The 6,456-nt window shown below is 37.9% G+C and carries 5 protein-coding genes; all 5 read right to left on the reverse strand.

Features of this window, described 5'->3' with window-relative positions:
• Positions 1-128 precede the first annotated feature (128 nt).
• A complete protein-coding gene (locus V7150_RS15035) occupies positions 129-1,229 on the reverse strand; it encodes a GerAB/ArcD/ProY family transporter (protein WP_335519743.1) in 1,101 nt (366 codons plus the stop codon).
• Positions 1,230-1,262: 33 nt separating this feature from the next.
• Positions 1,263-1,490 carry a hypothetical protein gene (locus tag V7150_RS15040; protein WP_335519746.1) on the reverse strand — a complete coding sequence of 76 codons (228 nt, stop codon included), beginning with the start codon at positions 1,488-1,490 and terminating at the stop codon, positions 1,263-1,265.
• Positions 1,487-2,704: a Ger(x)C family spore germination protein gene (locus V7150_RS15045; protein WP_335519749.1), complete on the reverse strand. Its 1,218-nt coding sequence runs from the start codon at positions 2,702-2,704 to the stop codon at positions 1,487-1,489. Before V7150_RS15045 ends, V7150_RS15040 begins: the two co-directional genes overlap by 4 nt.
• 22 nt (positions 2,705-2,726) lie before the next feature.
• Positions 2,727-4,334 (reverse strand): spore germination protein, encoded by a 1,608-nt coding sequence (locus V7150_RS15050; RefSeq protein WP_335519751.1) that lies wholly within the window; start codon positions 4,332-4,334, stop codon positions 2,727-2,729.
• Between the two features lie 153 nt (positions 4,335-4,487).
• Positions 4,488-6,332 carry a sigma-54 interaction domain-containing protein gene (locus V7150_RS15055; RefSeq protein ID WP_335519754.1) on the reverse strand — a complete coding sequence of 615 codons (1,845 nt, stop codon included), beginning with the start codon at positions 6,330-6,332 and terminating at the stop codon, positions 4,488-4,490.
• Positions 6,333-6,456: the final 124 nt, after the last annotated feature.

Genomic DNA, 6,456 nt, shown 5'->3' on the forward strand with positions numbered 1-6,456 from the left:
TTGCAAAGCAGAAATTTTCCCTTTTTCAATCATAATTTTTCTCCTTTTTTCTTCAAAACTTCTATCTTATCTCAAGTATCAAAACTAGAAACTCAACTAAAAAATAATAGGAAAGGGTCTTCTCCTTTTTATGTCGTGAATGATTTTTTCTTAAACTTCTTCCGTATGATCGCAATGAGTAGGAGCAGCATTGGAATGAATGTCATGATAGTTGGTATATAAAAAGGAATAATGGTTCCTAAAAATTTGCTCATTTCTTGTTCATTCGGAGACACCCATATACTGAATATAGTTACCAAAAAACCAAGTGGAAGTGTGAGTGGCCGATAGTCTGAAAGACGAAGCCATTGGGCTGTTCCTAGAACAAATGCATAATAAAATACTGCAATTTTAATGAATATGCCCAACACCCAAAAAGAAATTACAAAAGATTCAAGATGTTCAAAAAAACTGGCCAAGCCAATGTATCGGAAAGCAGTAAATACTGGATAGCTATAGGCACTTACTGTCCCTCCAAACAAAAAAATGTTAACAATATTGGTGAAAACTAAGATAAACATGGAAAAAATCACGGCGGCCATACCCGATTTTCCCCCTTTTTCATGATCTGTTAAAAAAGGAAGAAGCATCGAGATGAGGAAAATTTCACTGAACCAAGCTTGCGGTACAACTGCTCCCAGGAGAGATGGCATTATCCCATGTTCCATAATGGGGAAAATATTCTCTATTTTAAAGTCCTGTAAGAGTAGGAAAAAAAGCAAGGGTGGAAGCATAAATAGCGGAACTAATAATTGAGCTGCTCTTCCTAGGACTTCTACCCCGCCATGTATAGCGAAAGCACAGACAAGAACCAAGCTGCCAATAACTATGGTCATCGGAGTTTTAGGGAGAAAGGAACCAATTACGAAATCTGCATACTCCCTGCAAATAATGCCACATACATGCAAAAAAAAGAACAAATAGACAAGTCCAATCGCTTTTCCTGGAAGACGACCGATGATATGACCACTGTACTGGATGACTGTTTCCTTTGGAAAGTACTTATGTAAACGGTATGCGATAAAGGTTGTAAAAAATCCATTAAGGGATGCCAAAATAGGTGATATCCATAGATCACGGCCTGCGAACTTGCCTGTAATAGCTGGAACAACGAGAACAGCAGTTGCAATGATCGTTGGTACAATTAAAAGTGCCATCTGAAAGGATGAAATTTTTCCTTTTTCAATCATTTTTTTATCTCCTTCTTTTTACTAACATCCCAGCTATTTCTCGAGCATCTTACCTAGCGGTTTGAAAAGCTTGTCAATCATCTGCGTGGGTCCTGGCATATCAGGAAAGAAAAGAAGGAGGATGGCAAGTAGCCATCCCATTGCTACTATAGTTACAAAGGCGGCTTTCTCCTTTTTCTGATGCCGGTCCATTTTTGGCCATTCGAATAAGGCCATAAGAATCACGCATAAGGTGATTCCTGCTATCGTTAACCATTTCATTTCTCTTTTACCTCTTCTTCCTTCAAGCCTGCAGGTGTAGTTGACAAACCAGGACGTCGAACGCGTGTTTTAATATTAATCTTTACTTCTACCTTTGGAAGAACCTCATCCCAATGATTTTTCACTTTTTCCCATTCTTTAGGGTATTTACGGTGAAATGCATCCGCAAAACCGAACGCATCCACATTCATTCTTTGCTTCACTTGTATTAAGGACAAGTTAAGGCGTTGTTTTATGTCTTTTTCTAAGCCTTTTTCTACCCTCTTCGTAATAATTGGACTCATAACATCGAGATTGCTTGCATTTTGTACAATCGTACCTTCCAAAGTAACTTTAGCCAGGATCTTCCAATTCCCGTTTTTGATAGTAGGGATAAGTTTTGTTGTAGCTCGAATGGGATCCAAGGTAATCGTCTCGCCCTTTTTGGGAGCTGTTGTAACCGAAGTCACCTCTATTTCATTTCGGAACCATATCAATCCTCTGGTTACTTTCGTATCAATTTGACCAATCATTCTATCTCTTTTAAAAATGGCTGTTCCGATTATATTTGCAATTGTCTCCTCTTGTTTTTGTCCATGCGTTGGCGGCAGTTTTTGAATCAAAGGGAGAAGAGCTATCCCTGTATCACCTGTTACCATTTGTTCAAAATCTTTTACGGTAGTTTTTACCCCAATTTGCAACTCGGTTAGCTTCCGAAGAGCTTCTCCCTCATATCGCTCTAAAGGGGTTTGTAATTCTAGAATTTTTTCTGCATCTCCATCACTGACAAATAAATAAGCACGTTCTCGGGGTTCAGGATGGCGAAGTAAAAAGTCAATCTGCTTACGAACGCCTCCCGATTTAGTAAGCTTCCTTCCAATAATGTATATTTTACAATGTCCCCAGAAGATTTTACGTGGGAATTTTGTCTGGAGCTTTGATGCAGCATCTGCCATATTTTCACCAACAGCTGATCTTGTCAAAACCATAGGTCCTGCTCCCCCTCCCCCACCTCCTCCACCCATTGCCTGTCCACTGCTCACTGCACGAGGAATCAAGATTTGCAAGGAAAGTTTGATATTTTCTCCTTTTTCTTTGTCAATGGCGGCCCCTAACACCAGCGCCATATCATTTACTTCCTTTCTGTCCCAGCATCCGGTAAGTAGAAAGCTAGCAGAGAGAAAGAGAAGAATGGTAAATATTTTTATGATGTTTCGAACTACAAAGAGATTCATTTTCATTCACTTCTTTCTCATCCTATTCCTTTCCTTTGCTTGGTTCCGGTTTTTGCCCAGATGATTGTCGGGTTGGGTTGAATTCGCCAGTTAAATGGGGCCGGGTATTCATTTTCCACCATGGGGCCCGAATCAAGGTATCTTTTAATTCACGATCTTTCAGCGGGGCGATAGGTGAAAGATATGGCACCCCGAAAGAACGTAGTGTACATAAGTGGACGACGATTGTAATCACACCAAGCATAATCCCAAGCAACCCTAGCGAGCCGGCAAGCAACATAATAGGAAAGCGAAGCATTCTTAGCGAGATTCCTTGCGAATAATGCGGCACCATAAAAGATGCAATACCGGTAATGGCAACAACAATGATCATCGGAGCAGAAATCAGCCCGGCTTGAACGGCAGCTTGACCGATAACCAATGCACCGACAATGCTAACTGCAGCTCCGACCTGTTTTGGAAGGCGAACACCTGCTTCACGTAATGCTTCAAATGTTATCTCCATCATCAATGCTTCCACAAGTGCCGGAAAAGGAACCGATTCCCGTGAAGAGGCCACACTAATCAGCAAATTCGTTGGCACCATTTCCTGATGGTAGGTTAGAACCGCTACATAGAGAGAAGGCAAAACGAGAGAAAACACCATAAAAACAAATCGCAGTATACGGATGACTGAACTAATCAGGTAACGCTGATAATAATCTTCAGGTGACTGAAGTAAGGAAAAAAAGGTAATAGGGGCAACTAAGACAAAAGGAGTTCCATCTACTAGAATCACCACACGTCCCTCTAAGAGATTCGCAGCGGCTACATCCGGCCGTTCCGTATTAATGAGTTGAGGAAAAGGCGAATAAGAACTGTCTTCAATTAGTTCCTCGATATACCCACTTTCCAAAACACTATCTATCTCGATCAGCTGTAAACGATTTTTAACCTCTTCTATGAGGGTTTGATTTGTAATTCCTTCTATATATGCAATTACAACATGAGTATTGGTATAGCGGCCGATTTTCATCGATTGCATCTTGAGAGCAGGACTTTTGATCTTTCGACGAAGAAGGGAGGTATTGATTGCTAATGTTTCCACAAAACCTTCCCGTGGTCCCCGTACAACACTCTCTGCCTGTGGTTCTTCAATCGAACGTTTTTCCCATTTACATAACCCCATGGAGAGTCCCCAATCATTTTGCTGCACTAAAAGTACTGGGTCGCCAATCGAGATATGTTCTATACACTCTACAAATGTCTTAATTTCTTTCGTCTTTGAAATATGTAATTTTTTCTCTAACATTTCACGTGAACCATGAACTCTTCCATCTGTTTCCCCCATTAGAGGACTGAGTACATGATCATCGATCTCTTCAATATTGGATAATCCATCGATATAAATAAGTACGGCTTTTGTTTGTCCGCCAATTAAAAACGTTTTGAAAATCACATCATAGCAATCCTGATACATAGAGTTGAGAACCAGTATGTTTTCATCTAGGTCAGAAGAAAGCGAATCTTCTTGCCCAGCAACTTGCGGTTTTTGAGAATAAAGAAATTTTTCCTTAAGGAACTTTTTTCGTCTGTTTCGAAACAACAAAACCAGCCTCTTCCTATTATTCAAAATCGTTTGGAAAATCATGTTAAAATCAATATTTAAATTGTGATGTATTCGTCCAAATTATTCTAATTACTGATAACTTATTCAACCTTCTAAAAAATAAAAACAGGAATAGAAAATCCCTGTTTTAAAAATGCTGTTTTAAACTGCAACATTGTATGGCAATTTGAAACATCATAATTCATATTCTTTAATTTTTCTCCAAAGCGTTGACCGGTCGATTCCGAGTGATTGTGCCGCTAGCTTTTTATTGTTTTCAAATTTTTCTAATGTAGTGAGGATAAGTTCTTTTTCCTTATTTTTTATACTTTGTTTATTTAGAGCTTCTTTTGAAAAACTCCTTCTTCTTATTTTTTCAGAAAGAAATTTTGCCCCCTGAAGCCTTAAACTGGTACTCTCTTCAAGGACGATCAACCGTTCAATGCTATTTCTTAATTCCCGAACATTCCCAGGCCAGTCATACTTTTGGAATAAGCAAATTAATTCCTTTTCAACGTTGATGATTTTATTTTTTCTTTTTTCATTAAACTCATTTAAAAAATTCTCTACCAATTTAGGTATATCCGCTAATCGCTCACGGAGAGGCGGCAATTCCAGGGCTAGTACATTCAGACGATAATATAAGTCAGATCGGAATTGTTTGTTTTCGACCTCCTCCTCTAAATTTCGATTCGTTGCGGTAATAATTCGAACATCCACCGGTATGATTCGTTCCCCGCCAACACGCCTAATTGTTCTTTCCTGAAGTACCCTTAATAAAAGTGCTTGAATTCGTAAAGGTATCTCACCAATTTCATCCAAAAACAGCGTGCCTCCATGTGCAAGTTCAAATAAGCCTGGCTTTCCATCTTTTAGTGCGCCTGTAAATGTACCTTTTTCGTATCCAAATATTTCACTTTCCAGAAGATTTTCTGGCAGTACGGCACAATTCACAGCTACAAATGGACCAAGTGATCGATGACTTGCGGAATGAATACCTTGAGCAAATAATTCTTTACCTGTTCCAGACTCACCGGTTATTAAAACAGTAGATTCCGTTTCAGCAAATTTCCTTGCTAATTCTTTTGCCTCCATTATTTCCTGGGTTTCCCCAATAATATCACTTAATCGATACTTGGCCTCTAAGCCATTTTGATGAATTTTTTTTCGTAGTTGTAATTCTACTTTTTGAATATCTGTAATTTCTTTAAAATTTGAAACGGCTCCGACAATTTTTCCTTTGACGATAACAGGAGATCGATTAATAACAATTTGACGACCTCCCACAGTTGCAATCTCGCCCCTTTCCATCTTCCCAGCTTTCAAAACTCGTAACATATCAGATTGTGGGATGAACTCTTCGATGTTTCGTCCCTTCATATCCTCTTCAACACCTAAGATCGTTTTTGCATGTTCATTAACCAATCTAATATTTCCGGTTCTGTCAATAGCAACAACTCCATCATGCGTTGAATTGACTATTGCATCTACTTGATATCTTTCTTTTAAAATTTCCTCAATTAAGTTCACTAATGATCCTGCTATCTGTAAAAAAGGAATCACAGAAGTGAAATCAGGCTTAACAAAATGTAAATTTTTAATACGTGGGTTTGGTAATATGCCTTTCATCCATATTGGGGCTAGATAAACATTATTTTGCATAAGTATAGTAGATTGTTTTTCTGTCAAAAAGGAGATATGAATCTCTTCATTTGCAACATGTTCCGCGTATTCTTTTCGCAGCCACTCAATTTCTTCATTTGATGTTATATAAGAATACTTACTTTGTTTTGGGCTTTGAAACAATAGCCTTATAGACTTTTTTATATCTCCAATAGTTATGGGAATTGGAATAATAGGAAAAGAAAGACCCTCTAATTCTTTTTGAAAAATTGCCGGTGTCATAATAACCATCGGATTCATGATTTGATCTAGTATTGAATTAATCGAATAAAAACTAGCGGTTTGGTATCCCAAATCTTTAAATAAATTTTTAATTTGTTCTTCGTATAAATCATTCATTTTAAAAAGAGCTATCATCGTATCACCCCTGAAGAAAGTTATGTAAATAAAATTGGCTTATGAAGAAATTTGTTATTTTTTGTATTTTTTAAAATAATCTATTTTTATATTAAAATTCTATCTTTAAACTTTCAAGTGATAC

This window comes from Neobacillus drentensis (genome assembly GCF_036965245.1).
In the GTDB taxonomy this organism is placed as follows: Bacteria; Bacillota; Bacilli; order Bacillales; family Cytobacillaceae; genus Neobacillus; species Neobacillus drentensis_G.